Source organism: Mycobacterium sp. AMU20-3851 (genome assembly GCF_043974665.1).
In the GTDB taxonomy this organism is placed as follows: domain Bacteria; phylum Actinomycetota; class Actinomycetes; order Mycobacteriales; family Mycobacteriaceae; genus Mycobacterium.
The window spans coordinates 3,089,769-3,104,973 of sequence record NZ_CP146371.1; the positions used below are offsets into that span (position 1 = coordinate 3,089,769).

Consider the following 15,205-nt stretch of genomic DNA (forward strand, 5'->3'; position numbering starts at 1 on the left):
AGCGGTTCCAGCAAGGTAACCCTAACCGCGGCGGGGCACCGGACGGCGGCGGTTACGCTGCTCGCATGACCGCCCTAGGGTCCTTCAGCTCGGCGGTCGCCCGTTGGCACGCCGACGAACGGTCGGTCGGCTCCCCGCTGAACGGCGCCGAGGTCATCTCACTGCGCCGCACCAGGGTTTTCGGTGCGACCGGAACCGTCCTCATGGCCATCGGCGCCCTCGGCGCCGGTGCGCGCCCGGTCGTCCAGGACCCGACCTTCGGGGTCCGGCTGCTCAACCTGCCCTCGCGCATCCAGACGGTGTCGCTGACGATGACCACCACCGGCGCGGTGATGATGGCGCTGGCCTGGCTGATGCTGGGCCGCTTCGCGCTCGGTCCGCACCGGATGTCGCGCAGTCAGCTCGACCGCACCCTGCTGCTCTGGCTGTTGCCGCTGCTCATCGCCCCGCCGATGTACAGCAAGGACGTCTACTCCTATCTCGCGCAGAGCCAGATCGCCCGGCTGGGACTGGATCCGTATCAGGTCGGTCCGGCCCCCGGACTCGGCCTCGACCACGTGTTCACCCTCTCGGTCCCCAGCCTGTGGCGGGAGACCCCGGCCCCGTACGGGCCGCTGTTCCTGTGGATCGGCGAGGGCATCTCGGTGGTGACCGGGGACAACATCGTCGCCGCTGTGCTCTGCCACCGGCTGGTGGTGCTGCTCGGTGTCGGACTGATCGTCTGGGCCACCCCGCGCCTGGCGCAGCGCTGCGGCGTGCACGAGGTCAGCGCGTTGTGGCTGGGCCCGTGCAACCCGCTGCTGTTCATGCACCTGGTGGCCGGCATCCACAACGAGGCGCTGATGCTGGGCCTGATGCTGGCCGGTACCGAATTCGCCCTGCGCGGCATCGACGGGGTGCGTGACGGCAGCTGGCGGCTGCCCGCGCAGTCGAGCGCGATGCTGCTCGCGGGCACCGTGCTGATCACAATGTCCTCCCAGGTCAAGCTGCCGGCCCTGCTGGCGTTGGGTTTCGTCGGCATGGCGCTGGCCTGGCGCTGGGGCGGAACCATCAAGGCCTTCCTGGCCGCCAGCTTCTCCCTCGGCGCGCTGTCACTGGCGGTGATGGCGGTGATCGGCTGGGCCAGCGGACTCGGCTTCGGCTGGTTGTTCACCCTGGGCACCGCCAACGTGGTGCGGTCCTGGATGTCGCCGCCGACGCTGATCGCGCTGGGCACCGGTCAGGTCGGCATCCTGCTCGGCCTCGGCGACCACACCACCTCGGTGCTGGGCCTCACCCGCGGCATCGGTGTGATCATCATCGCAATCCTGGTCAGCTGGCTGCTGTTGGCCGTGCTGCGCGGCCGCCTGCACCCGGTCGGCGGCCTGGGTGTGGCGCTGGGCGCCAGCGTGCTGCTGTTCCCGGTGGTGCAGCCCTGGTACCTGCTGTGGGCGATCATCCCGCTGGCCACCTGGGCCACCCGCCCCGGCTTCCGCGGCTCGGCGATCGCGATGACGCTGGTGGTGGGCATCTTCGGGCCGACGGCCAACGGCGACCGGTTCGCGCTGTTCCAGATCGTCGACGCCACCCTGGCCAGCGCGGTGATCGTGCTGCTGCTGATCGCCATCACCTATCGCCGGCTGCCCTGGCGCCCGCTGCCCGACAGCGGGCCCGATCCCGGCCCGGACGGCCGCAGACCCGGACCAGAGCCACCGGCGGCCAAACCCGACGCCTACGCTGAATCCCCGTGACCACCGGTTCTGGAGCTTCCTCGGAGGAAGCCGTCGTACGCCTGCGCGGCGTGACCAAGAGATACGGGGCGGCGACGGCGCCCGCCGCGGTGGACAACCTCGATCTGGACGTGCACCGCGCCGAGGTGTTCGCACTGCTCGGCCCCAACGGCGCCGGCAAGACCACCACCATCGAGATGTGCGAGGGCTTCCTGCGCCCGGATGCGGGCAGCATCGAGATCCTCGGCCTGGATCCGGCCACCGACAACGCCCGTCTACGCGAGCGGATCGGGGTGATGCTGCAGGGCGGCGGCGGATACCCTGCGGCCCGCGCCGGTGAGATGCTCAATCTGGTCGCGGCCTACGCGGCCAACCCGCTGGACCCGCAGTGGCTGTTGGACACCCTCGGGCTCACCGACGCCGCCAAGACCACCTACCGCCGGTTGTCCGGTGGTCAGCAGCAGCGGCTCGCGCTGGCCTGCGCCGTCGTCGGCCGCCCCGAGTTGGTGTTCCTCGACGAGCCGACGGCCGGCATGGACGCGCACGCCCGGATCGTGGTCTGGGAACTCATCGACGCCCTGCGCCGCGACGGGGTGACCGTGGTGCTGACCACCCACCAGCTCGCCGAGGCCGAGGAACTGGCGGACCGGCTGATGATCATCGATCACGGGACGACAGTCGCCGCGGGCACCCCGGCCGAGCTGATGCGCAGTGGCGCGGAGAACCAGCTGCGCTTCACCGCCCCGCCGCGACTGGACCTGGCCCTACTGGTCTCCGCACTGCCGGAGAACTACCGGGCCACCGAGGCCGCCGCGGGCGAGTATCTGGTCGAGGGACAGATCGACCCGCAGGTGCTGGCCACCGTGACCGCCTGGTGCGCCCGGGTGAACGTGCTGGCCACCGACATGCGTGTCGAGCAACGCAGCCTCGAGGACGTCTTCCTCGACCTCACCGGCCGGGAGCTCAGATCGTGACCGTGACCAATCGTTTCGCCGCGGGCACCTTCTCCCCCGACCCGCGCCCCGCCGGGGTCCGCCAGATGCTGCTCGCGCAGTTCGGTCTGGAACTGCGGCTGCTGCTGCGCAACGGTGAACAGCTGCTGTTGACCATGTTCATCCCGATCACGCTGCTCATCGGGCTGACCCTGCTGCCGCTCGGCGACTTCGGCGACAACCGGGTCGCCACCTTCGTCCCGGCGATCATGGCGCTGGCGGTCATCTCGACCGCCTTCACCGGCCAGGCCATCGCGGTGGCCTTCGACCGGCGGTACGGGGCGCTGAAACGACTGGGCGCCACCGCACTTCCGGTGTGGGGCATCATCGCCGGCAAGGCGCTGGCCGTGGTGACCGTGGTGTTCCTGCAGTCGATCCTGTTGGGCGCCATCGGTTTTGCCCTCGGCTGGCGCCCCGCCGTCCTCGGCCTGGCGTTGGGCGCGGCGGTGATCGCGGTCGGCACCGCGACGTTCGCCGCCCTGGGGCTGCTACTCGGTGGCACGCTGCGCTCGGAGATCGTGCTCGCGCTGGCCAACCTGCTGTGGTTCGTCTTCGCCGCGCTGGGCGCACTGACGCTGGAGGGCGGGCCGGTGCCCGCCGCGCTGCGCTGGGTGGCGCGGCTCACCCCGTCGGGCGCGCTGACCGAGTCGCTGAGTCAGGCCATGACGCTGTCGGTGGATTGGTTCGGGATCGCCGTGCTGGCCGTCTGGGGCGTGCTGTCCGCGTTGGCGGCGCTGCGCTGGTTCCGGTTCACCTGAGCCCGGCGTCGCGATGAGCACCGTGCTCGGTGTGGACGGCTGCAGGCTGGGCTGGGTCGGCATCGAGCTGCACGACGGGCGGTACGCCGCCGCGCATGTACATCCCAGCCTGCGCGGCCTGCTCGACGCGGTGCCCGGTGCCGGCGTCGCCGGGGTGGACATGCCGTTGGGCCTGATGGACACCGAGGTGCGCTCGAGCGATCGGGAAGCCAAACGCCGGCTCGGGGCCCGATCGTCGAGCCTGTTCGTGATGCCGCCCCGCCCGGTGTTCGACGCGGTGGACCATGCCTCGGCCAGCACCGTCGCGCGGGCTCTGACCGGGGCCGGCATCAGCATCCAGACCTGGGGACTGCGCAGCAAGATCCTGGAGGCCGAGCAGGTGCATGCCGAGTCCCCACGGCTGATGCGCGAGGTGCACCCCGAACTCTCCTTCCGGGAGATGGGCCTGCAGCCCTCCGACGGCCGGAAGAAGAGTTGGCGCGGCCAACGCGCCCGACTACGCATCCTGGCCGAGCACGGGATCGACCTGCCGGAGGATCTGGGCAGCGCGGTCGCCGCCGTCGCGGCCGACGACGTGCTGGACGCGGCCGCCGCGGCCTGGAGCGCCCAGCGCATCGCCACCGGCGCGGCATACAGCCTCCCGGACCCACCCCAGGTCAACGAACGCGGTCAGCAGCTGGCGATCTGGTGCTGACACCGGCCCTACTACGGACCGTAGTTCGCACTGCTCTACGATCGGGACCGTGGCTGTCGGACGACTCTTCCTGCGACTCGTCGATACGCTGCCCATGCCCAGTCTGCGCACCCAGCGCATCATCGCCGCCTGCGTGATCCTCACCCAGGGCGGCATCGCCGTCACCGGCGCCATCGTCCGAGTCACCGCCTCCGGGCTCGGCTGCCCGACCTGGCCGCAGTGCTTCCCGGGCAGCTTCACCCCGGTGCCGCACCCCGAGGTCGCCGGCATCCACCAGGCCGTGGAATTCGGCAACCGGATGCTGACCTTCCTGGTGGTGCTGACCGCGGCGGCCGCCGTCATCGCGGTCACCCGTGCCCGGCGCCGCCGGGAGGTACTGGGATACGCCTGGCTGATGCCGGCCTCGACGGTCGCCCAGGCGGTCATCGGCGGCATCACCGTGCTGACCGGTCTGCTCTGGTGGACGGTGGCGATCCACCTGCTGGTGTCGATGGCGATGGTGTGGCTTGCGGTGCTGCTGTACGTCAAGATCGGTGAGCCCGATGCCGGCGTCCCGGAGCCGGTGGTGCCCGAACCGCTGCGCTGGCTGACCGTCCTGAGCGGCGTGGCGCTGTCGGCGGTGTTGGTCACCGGGACCATGGTGACCGGTGCCGGCCCGCACGCCGGCGACAAGAGCCTGGAGCGGCCGGTCCCCCGCCTTGAGATCGAGATCACCACGCTGGTGCACATGCACTCGTCGCTGCTGATCGGCTATCTGTCGCTGCTGGTGGCGCTCGGTTTCGCGCTGTTGGCCGTCGCCGCGCCCCGCCCGGTGCTGACCCGCCTGGGCGTCGTCGTGGTGCTGGTGGCCGCCCAGGGCGCGCTCGGCGCGGTGCAGTTCTTCACCGGTGTCCCGGAGGCGCTGGTGGCCCTGCACGTGGCGGGTGCCGGTGCGTGCACCGCGGCGACCGCGGCGCTGTGGGCGTCGATGCGTGAGCGGGTCGTCCGCGAACCCGTTCCCGAACCTGTGCACTGATCACAATCCCGCGACAGCGCGATGTGATCAGTGTGATTCGCTCACATCGGTGATTTAGGCTGGCGGCATGGCACCCGGCATGAACGCCAGCACCCGACGGACGGCGATCGCCGCGCGCATCCACACCGACCGCGAGGTTGATTTCGCCAACCTGGCCGACGAGTTCGGTGTCTCGGAGATGACCATCCGCCGCGATATCGAGCGGCTGGAGGAACAGGGCATCGCCCGGCGGGTCCTCGGCGGCGCCATCGCCTTCGGGGGCAAATCCACCGAACCCTCCTTCGCGGCCCGGGCCGCCGATGCGGCCGACGAAAAACTGCACATCGCCCGAGCGGTCGCCGACCTGCTCACCCCGCAGGAAACCGTGATCCTGGACAGCGGCAGCACCGTGCTGGCGGTGGCGCGGGCGATCAAGGGCCGCAATCTGGGTCTGACCGTGATCACCCCGAGCGTGCTGGTGGCGGTCGAACTGGCCGACGAACCCGACACCACCATCCTGCTGACCGGCGGCAAGATCCGGCCGGGCGAACTCAGCCTGATCGGCGCCGAGGCCGAGGACTTCTACCTGCGCTACAACTGCGACACCTACGTGATGGGCATCGCCGGGGTGGACGGCAAACGCGGCGCCTCGGAGTACCACCGCGAGGAAGGCAATGTGAAGCAGGCGGCCATGCGGGCCGCCGACCGGGTGATCGTGGCCGCCGACGCCACCAAACTCGGGCGCGTGCAGCTGATCAATGTCGCCCCGGTCTCGGCGATCTCGATTCTGGTCACCGATGGGCCGAGCACCCACCCGGCAGTGGAGTCACTGCGTTCGGCCGGGGTGTCGGTGGTCTGTGTGAATGCCGACCGGTCAGCGCCGGCGCGCTGACATCTCGCTTGCACCTTCGCCCGGACGGATGACCAGCGCGCCCGCCTCCTCGGCGATGAGCGCACCGGCGGCCCAGTCGTGTACGGCGAGATCGTCCTCGGTGAAGGCGTCGAGGCTGCCCTGGGCCACCAGGCACAGATCCACCGCCGCGGCGCCGAACCGGCGCATGTCGGTGTATCCGGTCATCAGGGCGGGCATCTGGTCCAGTTGCCTGCGCCGGTGCGCGGCATCGTAGGACAGGCCGGTGCCCACCAGCCGCGCCGAGGACTCCACCATCGCCAGCGGCAGTACCTGGGCACCCGAACCCGAATCAACCTGTGCGCCATGCCCCTTGGCGGCACTCCAGGTCTGCCCGAGGGCCGGCGCGCACACCGCGCCGGCCAGCCAGCTGCCGTCGGCCACCGACCGCACCGCCACCGAGGTGGCGAAGTGCGGAAGTCGCCGGGTGTAGTTGGTGGTGCCGTCCAGCGGGTCGACCACCCACTGCAGCCCCCCGCTGCCGGTGTGCTCGGCCAATTCCTCGCCGAGCACACCGTCTTCGGGCCTGGCGGCCAGCAGCGCCGTGCGCACGGTTTCCTCGGCGGCACGATCGACCGCGGTCACCACATCACCGGCCGCGCTCTTGGTGCTGACGTCGACCTGTTGACCCCACTGCCGCAGGCACACCGCCGCACCGGCGCGGGCGGCCTGGACCGCGAGCACCCGCAGTGAATCGTTCACAGCGTCTTGCGGAATTCCTTGACGGCGTCCATCAGTTCGGTCGCCCGCGAGGCCACCGCGCGATTCTCGAACACACCGTCCTCCTTGAAGTAGGTGCCGACGATGGCACCGTCGGCGACCGACAGCTGCTCGGCCGCATTGTGTGCCCGCACACCGGTGTTGACGAACACCGGCACCGAGCCCGCGTTGTCCTTGACCACCCGCAGGGCCTGGGCATCGGTGGGCGCACCGGCGGTCAGCCCGGACACGCAGATGCCGTCCGGCTTGGTGGCGAACACCGTGGTGGCGGCGATCGAGGCCAGATCACGGTGGGCCAGGTAGACCGCCGACTCCGGAACGATGTTGAACAGCAGCTTGACCCCGCTGCCGCCGATGCGGTGACGATGCCGCGCGACCTCGCCGACGTTGGTGTCCCACAGGCCGAAATCGCTGGCATACACGCCGGTGAAGATCTCCCGGACCCACTTCGCGCCGGTCGCGACGGCGAGATCGATCGAGGCCCGGCCGTCCCACAGCACGTTCACTCCGTAGGGAACGGTGAAGTCGGGCAGCAGTTCACCGATGATCCGGGCCATGGTGATGGCGGTGATCGGCTCGGTCTTGGTCAGGTACGGCAGGCTGAACTCGTTGGAGATCATCACCCCGTCCACCCCGCCCTCCTGCAGGGCGGCGAGTTCGCCGCGGGCCCGGTCGACGACCGCGCGGATACCGGCTGCGGAGTCGAACCCGGGATCGCCCGGCAGCGCCGACAGATGCAGCATCGCGATCACGGGCTTCTGCACGGCAAATACTTCGTCAAGCCAGTTGGTCATGGGTGCCTCTCCGCTTTCGTTTCTTCGAGTTACTCGATCGACGGCTGTTACTAAATCACAGTCATCGTACACATTTTCGTGAGATACCGTGACTATCCCACATAAGATGTGAGAATCTAACATCATCGGTTAATGTGGTTGGACTACGGCGAGGCACACTTCCGAACCTCGCCGAATCGCACAGAAGGGACGGCATGCCGGAGTACACGATCGGCATCGACATCGGCACCACGGGAACCAAAACCGTGCTCGTCGACATCGGCCGCGCACGTATCGTCGCCCAGGCCACCGGCGAGGCGCGGCTGTACTCCGACGCGCCGGGCCGGGCCGAGGCCGATCCCGCCCAATGGCTGGACAACGTGCACGCCGGCATCCGCGCCGTCCTCGCCGAATCCGGGGTCGCCCCCGACCAGATCGGCGCGCTCTCGACCACCGGCATGGTCCCGGCCGTCGTCCCGGTGGACAGCGCAGGCACTCCCGTACGGCGCGCCATCCTGCAGAACGATGCCCGCGCCACCGCGGAGATCACCGAACTCCAAGAGGCCCTCGACGCCGACACGGTGCTCCGCGCCACCGGATCAGCGGTCACCCAGCAGTCGGTCGGACCCACGGCACTGTGGCTGCAACGCCACGAACCCGAGAACTGGCGTGCCACCGCGCATCTGGTCGGCTCCTACGACTGGGTCCTGATGGCGCTCGGTGCACCCGCGCACGTGGAACTGAACTGGGCGTTGGAGTCGGGGCTCGGCACCGTCGACGGGCAGCGCTTCGAGCCGATGTACACCGCGGCCGGACTGGGCCCCGACCTGGTGCCCCCGGTGTTGGCGCCGGGCACCCGGGCCGGCGAGCTCAGTGCCGCGGCCGCGGCGGCGTGCGGCCTGCCCGCCGGCCTGCCGCTGATCGTCGGCGGTGCCGACCACGTGCTGTCGGCGTACGCGGCCGGGATCAACGCCGAGGGCGACTGGCTGGTGAAACTCGGCGGCGCCGGAGACATCCTGGCCGCTGCCGACACGCCGGTGATCGATGCCCGCCTGTACCTGGACGCCCACCCGGTGCCGGGCCGCTGGCTGCCCAACGGCTGCATGGCCACCAGCGGAAGCCTGATCCGGTGGTTCCAGACCCTGTCCGGTGGCCATGACCTGGTAGCCCTCGACGACGAGGCGCAGACACGCCGGCCGGCCGAGATCCTGTGCCTGCCCTACTTTCTCGGCGAGAAGAGCCCGCTGCACGACCCCGACCTGCGGGGTGCGTTCGTCGGCCTCGATCTGGCCCACAACCGGGCCGACATGTACCGCTCGGTGCTCGAGGCCATCGCCTACGGTTTCAAACACCACACCGAGGTGTTCGCGTCGATGGGCGTGCCGCTGCGCCGGGCGCTGGTCACCAACGGCGGCAGCCGCTCGGTGTTGTGGAAGCAGATCCTGGCCGATGTGCTCGGCACCCCGCTGTCCCCGATCGTCGGGCACCCCGGCGCCTCGCTGGGCGCCGCGGTGATCGCCGCCGTCGGCACCGGGCTGCTCGACGATTGGGACAGCACCGAGAGCTTCCAGACCGTCGGTGAACCGGTCGTGCCCGATCCGAAACACGTCGAGCGGTACGCCGAGTCCTACGCCCAGTGGCGCGAACTCGGAGACGTGCTCACTCCCATCTCCCATCGCATCGCCCGAAAGGCCCGGTCATGACCTCCCCGAACACCCCCTCCACCCAGACGGTCGTCGTCACCGGCGCGGGATCAGGCATCGGCCGCGCCATCGCCACCACCCTCGCCGAACGCGGCTGGCGGGTGGTGGTGTCCGATATCGACGCCGAGGCCGCCGAGCAGACCCGTGCCGGGCTCACCGGCGCCGGCCACGAGGCAGCGCAGCTCGACGTCACCGACGCCGCCGGCGCGACCCGGCTCGCCGACGAGGTCGCCGACCGCACCGGGCTGCACGCCTGGGTCAGCAACGCCGGAATCTCGGCGATGGCGAGCTTCATCGACGTCACCGTCGAGCAGCTCGACCGCAGCCTGGACATCAACCTCAAGGGTGTGTTCCTGTGCGGGCAGGCGGCCGCCCGCGCGATGATCCGCACCGGGGTCCACGGCACCATCGTCAACACCGCCTCCATGGCCGCCAAACAGGGCCGGGTGCCGTTCCTGGCGGACTACGTGGCGTCCAAGTTCGGTGTCCTGGGGCTCACCCAGGCGATGGCCTTCGAGCTTGCCGCGCACCACATCACGGTCAACAGCGTGTGCCCCGGCTTCGTCGCGACGCCGATGCAGAGCCGGGAACTGGAATGGGAGGCGAAGCTCAGCGGCTCCACACCGGAAGGGGTGCGGCAGTCCTGGATCGACGCCACCCCGCTGGGTCGGCTGCAGACCCCCGACGACGTCGCGCGCGCCGTGGCGTTCCTGGTCTCCGAAGATGCCCGCTTCATCACCGGAGAGGCGCTGTCGGTCAACGGCGGCGCCTACATGGACTGACCCCGCACGGTCCATGAACGATTCACCCCACCCCACCCCCAGGGAAAGTGAGCACGTATGAAAATTCCGATGTTGAGCCGGCCCACGGGTAGGTCGAAAGCAACCCGTTGGTTGCCCGCGATCGTCGCCGCCGCCGGCCTGACCCTGTCCGGCTGTGCCGGCTCCGGTGGCTCCGGTGAGCAGACGTCCTCCGGCATCGGTGACGTTCCCACCGACACCAACGCCACCGTGCGGGTGCTGATGGAAAACGTGCCCGATACCGATATCGTCAAAGGCCTTGTCGGACAGTTCAACCAGAAGTACCCCGACATCGACGTTCAGATCGAAACCATGACCTTCGACCAGATGCGCGACCGTCTGGTGTCCTCGTTCCAGGCCTCCTCGGCAGCGTATGACCTGATCGTGGTGGACAACCCGTGGATGGACGACTTCGCCGATGCCGGCTTCCTGGAGCCGCTGAACGACCGGATCTCCTCGACCACCGGGTATCAGCCCGAGGACTTCTTCGCGTCGCTGACCGACATCACCGAGGTCGACGGCACCACCTACGGGGTGCCGTTCTACAACTACGCCCTGGGCTACATCTACAACACCGCCGACCTCACCGCGGCCGGCGTGGCCGCGCCCGGCGACCTCGATGCCCTGGTGTCGACCTCGCAGCGACTCAAGACCGCAGACCGGTCCGGCATCGCGATGCAGCCCCAGCGCGGCTACAAGATCTTCGAGGAATGGGCCAACTGGCTGTTCGCCGCCGGTGGCTCCATCTACGACGAGGACGGCAAGCCCACCCTGGACACGCCCGAGGCCGCCCGCGCGCTGGAGGCGTACATCGAGACCTACCAGACCGCGGCCCCGGCGAACAGCCTGGCCTGGGGCTTCGACGAGGCCTTCCGTTCGGTCTCCAGCGGTAAGTCCGCCTCGATGATCGGCTACAACTGGAACCTGCCCGCCCTCAACGATCCCGAAGGCGCCTCCGGGCAGCGTGCCGGCCAGTTCGCCCTGGCTCCGATCCCCGGCGGCAAGTCGGCCCTCGGCTCCTGGAGCTGGGCCATCCCGGCCAACTCCGGTGCCGCCGACGCCGCGTGGGCCTTCGCCTCCTGGGTGACCTCACCGGAGACCGACGCACTGCGCGTGGCCGACGGTGGTGCGGTGATCCGGCAGAGCTCGCTGACCGATCCGAAGGTGCTCGCCGACGGCTACGGCGCCGACTACTACAAGACCGTCGGTGAGATCCTGGCCGATGCCGCGCCGCTCACCCAGGGCAAGGGCGGCGAGGAGATGATCCAGGCCGTCGGCACCGAGCTGAACGACGCCGCAGCAGGCAACAAGAGCGTCGCCGACGCGCTGCGCGATGCGCAGGCAGCTGTGGAGCGGATCCAGCAGTGAGCGAAGGGAATCCGGCGGCCACCGCCATCACATCGGGACGGCGAGGGCGCTGACGATGAAGTTCAAGTACGGCATGCTCGCGCCGCTGCTCGCCCTCTTCGCGGTGGCCGTCGGATTCCCGCTCTGCTACGCGGCGTATCTCTCACTGACCAACTACAAGCTCACCGATCGCAAGCAACCCGATTTCGTCGGCGCGCAGAACTTCGTCACCGCGCTGTCGAACCCGGCCTTCTGGGAGGCGTTCGCCACCACCGCGACCTACGTGGTGATCGCGGTGGCGCTGGAACTGGTGCTCGGGTTCGCCCTGGCGCTCGCCCTGCACCAGCAGCGCTGGGTCAAGGACCTGTCCCGCGCCATCGTGCTCGCACCGATGTTCATCACCCCGATCGCGGTCGGTTTGATCTTCCGGTTCCTGCTCAACGACCAGATCGGGGCGGTGCCGGCCCTGCTGCACGCGGTGGGCGCCGGCTACGACTTCTTCGGCTCCGGCCGCGCGCTGCTGACGCTCGCGTTCATCGACGTCTGGCAGTGGACCCCGTTCATGGTGCTGCTGATCCTCGCCGGCCTGGAATCGCTACCGAAATCGCCCATGGAGGCGGCCCGGGTGGACGGCGCCGGCCCCGTCTACCGGTTGCGCCGGGTGCTCATCCCGATGCTCGCCCCGGTGCTCACCGTGGCGGTGGTGCTGCGCGGGCTGGACGCACTGCGGGTGTTCGAGTACGTCTACGCCACCACCCGCGGTGGCCCGGGCACCGAAACCCAGACGCTGCAGTACTACATGTATCTCGAAGGCATCCAGTTCTTCCGGCTCGCACAGGCCAGCGCGATGGCGTTCGTGGTGCTCGCGGTGGTCCTGGCCGTGATCGTCATCGCGTTCCGCGCCATGGAGCGCAGCCGGAACGCGGAAAGGACCGCGTGATGGGTTTGCCCGCCTTCGTCAGCCGCCCGGGCCGCGGGCTCGAGACGCTGCGCCTCGCCGTGATCGCCGCTGCCTTCGTCTTCGTGCTGTTTCCCATCGTCTGGGTGGCCCTGGCCAGTTTCAAGACGCCCGAACAGATGTCGGAACCGTTCCTGCTGTTCTTCTCCCCCAGCATGGAGAACTGGCGCAATGTGCTGGACTCCGGCGTATTCGCCGCCGCCGGACGCAGCGCGCTGGTCGGCGTCATCACGGTGGCCATCAGCCTGGTGGTCGGCAGCATGGGCGCCTACGTGATCGCCAAGTACCGCGCCGGTGGGTCGTTGACCCGGTTCGGCATGCTGGCCGCCCAGGTGGTGCCGCCCGCGGTGCTGGTGTTCCCGTTCCTGACCATGGCCCACGCACTGCGCATGACCGACACCATCGTGCCGGTGATCTTCGCCCACCTTTCCTTCGTGCTGCCGCTGGTCACCTGGTTTCTGATCGGCTTCTTCGAGGCCGTGCCCGCCTCCCTCGAGGAACAGGCCCGAGTCGACGGTCTCACCCGCTGGCAGGCCTTCCGGATGGTGGTGCTGCCACAGGTGTTCCCGGGCATCGGCGCGGCCGGCATCTTCGGCTTCACGCTGTCCTGGAACGACCTGTTCTACGGGTTGATCCTGGCCCCGGGGAACGCCGCGATCCTGCCGGTGGCGATTGCCAACTTCAACACCTTCCGCGGTGTGCAGATCGGCACCATGAGCGCGGCGATCATGATCGCGATCATCCCGGTGGTGATCGCCAGCTTCTTCATCCAGCGACGCCTGGTCCAGGGGATCAGCGGCGGCGCGGTCAAGTACTAGACGAACGAGGACACAGTTATGGCATCGGTGAAATTCTCCCAGGTCGAAAAGTCCTACGGGACAACGACCGTGGTATCCGAACTCGACCTGGAACTGGCCGACGGCACCCTCACGGTGCTGGTCGGCCCCTCCGGGTGCGGGAAGACCACCTCGCTGCGCATGCTGGCCGGGCTGGAGGAGGTCACCTCCGGCACCATCCACATCGGGGACCGGGACGTCACCGCGCTGGAACCCAAGGACCGCGATATCGCCATGGTGTTCCAGAACTACGCCCTCTACCCGCACCTGACGGTGCGGGAGAACATCGCGTTTCCGTTGCGGGCCAAAAAGATCGGGCGCGCCGAGGCGCACAGGCGCGCGGACGAGATCGGTGACTCGCTCGGCCTGGGCAAACTGATGGACCGCAAACCCAAGGACCTCTCCGGTGGCCAGCAGCAACGCGTCGCGATCGGCCGCGCCATCATCCGCGAGCCCGCAGTCTTCCTGTTCGACGAACCGCTGAGCAATCTGGACGCCAAGCTGCGGGTGGAAACACGTACCGAACTGCTGCGCCTGCAACGCAAACTCGGCATCACCTCGCTCTACGTGACCCACGATCAGGAAGAGGCGATGACCCTGTCGGACCGGATCGTGGTGATGCGCGACGGCCGCATCGCCCAGGCCGGACCGCCGGAGGAGGTCTACCGCCGCCCGGCCGACACGTTCGTCGCGACCTTCGTCGGCAGCCCGAAGATGAACCTGATCGACGGCGCGGTGGTCGCGGGTGAACTCCGCACCGAGTCCGGGCTGCGGATGACGGTCGGCGGACCGGACGCCTCCTCGGTGACCGTCGGTGTGCGCGCCGACGACCTGATCCTGACCCCGGCCTCCGGCGGCGCCGCCACCGTTGAACTGGTCGAGCTGCTCGGGCCGCGGGCCATCATCACCGTCCGCGCCGCCGATCAGCAGCTGACCAGCGTCGTCGACGCGGCCGCGCTGAGCGCCATCACCCCGGGCGCCCCGGTCGGCCTGTCCGCCCGCGACGCGCACCGGTTCGACGTACACACCGGCCTGCGCATCGAGGCGTGAGCCGGCCCGGGTGTATCCGGCTAGGGGCGGCGCCGGGACAGCGGGCCCAGCCCGAGCCGCTCCAGCGCGGTCTCGACCCCGCGCGCGTAATCGCGTTCGGCACGGCTTTTCTCGGCCGCACTCAGCTGACGGAACCCCAGGGACGGCTCGACGAGTTCCAGCTCCAGCAGGCGCGGGTCCTCGGCACCGCCGATGACGTCGACCCGGGCATAGAGCAGCTCATTGGCGGGAATGCCGAAGCGTCTGCACGCGGCGACGACGGCGGCGCGACCGATCTCCCAGACCTCGTCCTCGGGGTCGGCGGCACCGAGCTTCTCCGCGGCGAACGTGCCGGTCTCCTCGAATTCGGGTCGCTGCCCGGCGGGCGGCAGGATCGGGCCCTTGGTGAACGCGTGTGAGGGCCGGCCGTTGAGGAAGACCAGGGCGGTCTCGCCGGACACGATGCGCGGGTCGTAGGGCTGCACCAGCGCGGCGCGCCCGTCGCTGTGCAGTGTCTCGGCATGCGCGGTCGCCGCACCGGGATCGACGAACCGTTGGGCGCCGACGGACCCGGCGCCGACCGCCGGTTTGACCACCACTTCCCCGTCGGGAATCAGTACCGGCGCGCCGACCGGGAAGTACCAGGTGGGCACGATCGGCAGACCGTCCTCGGCGAGGTCGAGCAGATAGTGCTTGTCGGTGCTCCAGGCCACCAGGTCGGCCGGATTCAGCAGGTTGCGCACCGCCCGCGTCCAGGTCAGGAACTCGTCGAGGCGTTCGCTGTAGTCCCAGGTGGCCCGCAGCACCACCAGATCGGCCTGCAGCGTGGCCGGATCATCCCAGGACTTCCACTGCACCTGCAGCCCGCGGGCCCGCATGGCCGCGACCAGCCCGTCGTCGTCGCTGTCGCCCTCCGGGAGGGCCGCGCAACTCGCGAACACGATGCGCGGATGGAACAGATCGGGACGGGCCAGCTTCACAC

The 15,205-nt window shown here is 69.5% G+C and carries 15 protein-coding genes; 12 read left to right on the forward strand and 3 right to left on the reverse strand.

What is annotated here, in order from left to right; genetic code table 11:
* The first annotated feature begins 65 nt into the window (after positions 1–65).
* From mptB to V4U86_RS14765, 6 genes are all read left to right on the forward strand, one after another.
* A complete protein-coding gene (gene mptB, locus V4U86_RS14740) occupies positions 66–1,730 on the forward strand; it encodes a polyprenol phosphomannose-dependent alpha 1,6 mannosyltransferase MptB (protein ID WP_395306727.1) in 1,665 nt (554 codons plus the stop codon).
* A complete protein-coding gene (locus V4U86_RS14745; RefSeq protein WP_395306728.1) occupies positions 1,727–2,683 on the forward strand; it encodes an ABC transporter ATP-binding protein in 957 nt (318 codons plus the stop codon). Before mptB ends, V4U86_RS14745 begins: the two co-directional genes overlap by 4 nt.
* The gene (locus V4U86_RS14750; RefSeq protein WP_395306729.1) at positions 2,680–3,459 is read left to right on the forward strand and encodes an ABC transporter permease; all 780 of its coding nucleotides are present in this window, start codon (positions 2,680–2,682) and stop codon (positions 3,457–3,459) included. Before V4U86_RS14745 ends, V4U86_RS14750 begins: the two co-directional genes overlap by 4 nt.
* 13 nt (positions 3,460–3,472) lie before the next feature.
* Positions 3,473–4,153, forward strand: a complete 681-nt coding sequence (locus tag V4U86_RS14755; protein ID WP_395306730.1) for a DUF429 domain-containing protein — start codon at positions 3,473–3,475, stop codon at positions 4,151–4,153.
* A 49-nt stretch (positions 4,154–4,202) separates the two neighbouring features.
* A complete protein-coding gene (locus tag V4U86_RS14760) occupies positions 4,203–5,168 on the forward strand; it encodes a COX15/CtaA family protein (RefSeq protein ID WP_395306731.1) in 966 nt (321 codons plus the stop codon).
* Positions 5,169–5,235: 67 nt separating this feature from the next.
* On the forward strand, positions 5,236–6,039 hold the full coding sequence (locus V4U86_RS14765) for a DeoR/GlpR family DNA-binding transcription regulator (protein ID WP_395306732.1): 804 nt from the start codon (positions 5,236–5,238) through the stop codon (positions 6,037–6,039).
* On the opposite strand, the gene V4U86_RS14770 is transcribed toward V4U86_RS14765, so the two are convergent.
* A complete protein-coding gene (locus V4U86_RS14770; protein ID WP_395306733.1) occupies positions 6,022–6,759 on the reverse strand; it encodes an inositol monophosphatase family protein in 738 nt (245 codons plus the stop codon). The genes V4U86_RS14765 and V4U86_RS14770 overlap by 18 nt on opposite strands.
* On the reverse strand, positions 6,756–7,571 hold the full coding sequence (locus V4U86_RS14775) for a BtpA/SgcQ family protein (protein ID WP_395306734.1): 816 nt from the start codon (positions 7,569–7,571) through the stop codon (positions 6,756–6,758). The genes V4U86_RS14770 and V4U86_RS14775 overlap by 4 nt, the downstream gene beginning before the upstream one ends.
* 194 nt (positions 7,572–7,765) lie before the next feature.
* On the opposite strand from V4U86_RS14775, the gene V4U86_RS14780 reads away from it, so the two are divergent.
* Genes V4U86_RS14780 through V4U86_RS14805 form a run of 6 tightly spaced genes read left to right on the forward strand, consistent with a single transcriptional unit; the run spans position 7,766 to position 14,244 of the window.
* A complete protein-coding gene (locus V4U86_RS14780; protein WP_395306735.1) occupies positions 7,766–9,253 on the forward strand; it encodes an FGGY-family carbohydrate kinase in 1,488 nt (495 codons plus the stop codon).
* A complete protein-coding gene (locus tag V4U86_RS14785) occupies positions 9,250–10,035 on the forward strand; it encodes an SDR family NAD(P)-dependent oxidoreductase (protein WP_395306736.1) in 786 nt (261 codons plus the stop codon). The genes V4U86_RS14780 and V4U86_RS14785 overlap by 4 nt, the downstream gene beginning before the upstream one ends.
* A 57-nt stretch (positions 10,036–10,092) precedes the next feature.
* On the forward strand, positions 10,093–11,421 hold the full coding sequence (locus V4U86_RS14790) for an ABC transporter substrate-binding protein (protein WP_395306737.1): 1,329 nt from the start codon (positions 10,093–10,095) through the stop codon (positions 11,419–11,421).
* A 55-nt stretch (positions 11,422–11,476) separates the two neighbouring features.
* Complete coding sequence (locus tag V4U86_RS14795) at positions 11,477–12,340, forward strand: carbohydrate ABC transporter permease (protein WP_395306738.1); 864 nt, start codon at positions 11,477–11,479, stop codon at positions 12,338–12,340.
* Positions 12,340–13,176: a carbohydrate ABC transporter permease gene (locus V4U86_RS14800; RefSeq protein ID WP_395306739.1), complete on the forward strand. Its 837-nt coding sequence runs from the start codon at positions 12,340–12,342 to the stop codon at positions 13,174–13,176. Before V4U86_RS14795 ends, V4U86_RS14800 begins: the two co-directional genes overlap by 1 nt.
* 18 nt (positions 13,177–13,194) lie before the next feature.
* Positions 13,195–14,244 carry an ABC transporter ATP-binding protein gene (locus V4U86_RS14805; protein WP_395306740.1) on the forward strand — a complete coding sequence of 350 codons (1,050 nt, stop codon included), beginning with the start codon at positions 13,195–13,197 and terminating at the stop codon, positions 14,242–14,244.
* 20 nt (positions 14,245–14,264) lie between these two features.
* Here the strand turns inward: V4U86_RS14805 and V4U86_RS14810 are convergent, their stop codons facing one another.
* A complete protein-coding gene (locus tag V4U86_RS14810) occupies positions 14,265–15,203 on the reverse strand; it encodes an ATP-grasp domain-containing protein (RefSeq protein ID WP_395306741.1) in 939 nt (312 codons plus the stop codon).
* Positions 15,204–15,205: the final 2 nt, after the last annotated feature.

Coding starts and splice junctions, on each gene's coding strand:
- mptB (WP_395306727.1), top strand. CDS start 66: ATGACCGCCCTAGGGTCCTTCAGCTCGGCGGTCGCCCGTTGGCACGCC.
- V4U86_RS14755 (WP_395306730.1), top strand. CDS start 3,473: ATGAGCACCGTGCTCGGTGTGGACGGCTGCAGGCTGGGCTGGGTCGGC.
- V4U86_RS14765 (WP_395306732.1), top strand. CDS start 5,236: ATGGCACCCGGCATGAACGCCAGCACCCGACGGACGGCGATCGCCGCG.
- V4U86_RS14775 (WP_395306734.1), bottom strand. CDS start 7,571: ATGACCAACTGGCTTGACGAAGTATTTGCCGTGCAGAAGCCCGTGATC.
- V4U86_RS14780 (WP_395306735.1), top strand. CDS start 7,766: ATGCCGGAGTACACGATCGGCATCGACATCGGCACCACGGGAACCAAA.
- V4U86_RS14785 (WP_395306736.1), top strand. CDS start 9,250: ATGACCTCCCCGAACACCCCCTCCACCCAGACGGTCGTCGTCACCGGC.
- V4U86_RS14790 (WP_395306737.1), top strand. CDS start 10,093: ATGAAAATTCCGATGTTGAGCCGGCCCACGGGTAGGTCGAAAGCAACC.
- V4U86_RS14795 (WP_395306738.1), top strand. CDS start 11,477: ATGAAGTTCAAGTACGGCATGCTCGCGCCGCTGCTCGCCCTCTTCGCG.
- V4U86_RS14800 (WP_395306739.1), top strand. CDS start 12,340: ATGGGTTTGCCCGCCTTCGTCAGCCGCCCGGGCCGCGGGCTCGAGACG.
- V4U86_RS14805 (WP_395306740.1), top strand. CDS start 13,195: ATGGCATCGGTGAAATTCTCCCAGGTCGAAAAGTCCTACGGGACAACG.